Origin of the sequence: Paraburkholderia sp. SIMBA_053, assembly GCF_046534895.1 — a bacterium.
Classification (GTDB): domain Bacteria; phylum Pseudomonadota; class Gammaproteobacteria; order Burkholderiales; family Burkholderiaceae; genus Paraburkholderia; species Paraburkholderia caledonica.
Map to the genome: position 1 here is coordinate 1 of NZ_JAWRXU010000674.1, position 272 is coordinate 272.

Annotated in this window: 1 protein-coding gene; it reads left to right on the top strand. The window is 63.6% G+C overall.

The annotated features are described in order from the left end of the window. Positions 1-19 precede the first annotated feature (19 nt). Positions 20-272: CoA transferase (locus SB753_RS37285; RefSeq protein ID WP_410805169.1), on the top strand; the 253-nt coding region annotated here is incomplete at its 3' end.

Sequence of the window (272 nt, forward strand, 5' to 3'; positions counted from 1 at the left end):
CTCCGATGGCCGCGAAATCATGATCATCACGATCAACGACAAGTTCTGGCATGTGCTGTGCGATGCGCTCGATGCCCCCCAACTGAAGACCGACGCGCGTTTCGCCACGAAGGCCGCGCGGCTCGCGAACCGGGATCTCGTCAACGAAACACTGGCGACGATCTTCGCAACCCGCGATCTCGACACGTGGGAACGGGCGCTGTCGGCGTCTGGCGCGATCTACGGCGCGGTGCGCACCTGGCCCGAAGTGTTCAACGATCCGCACGTCGTGG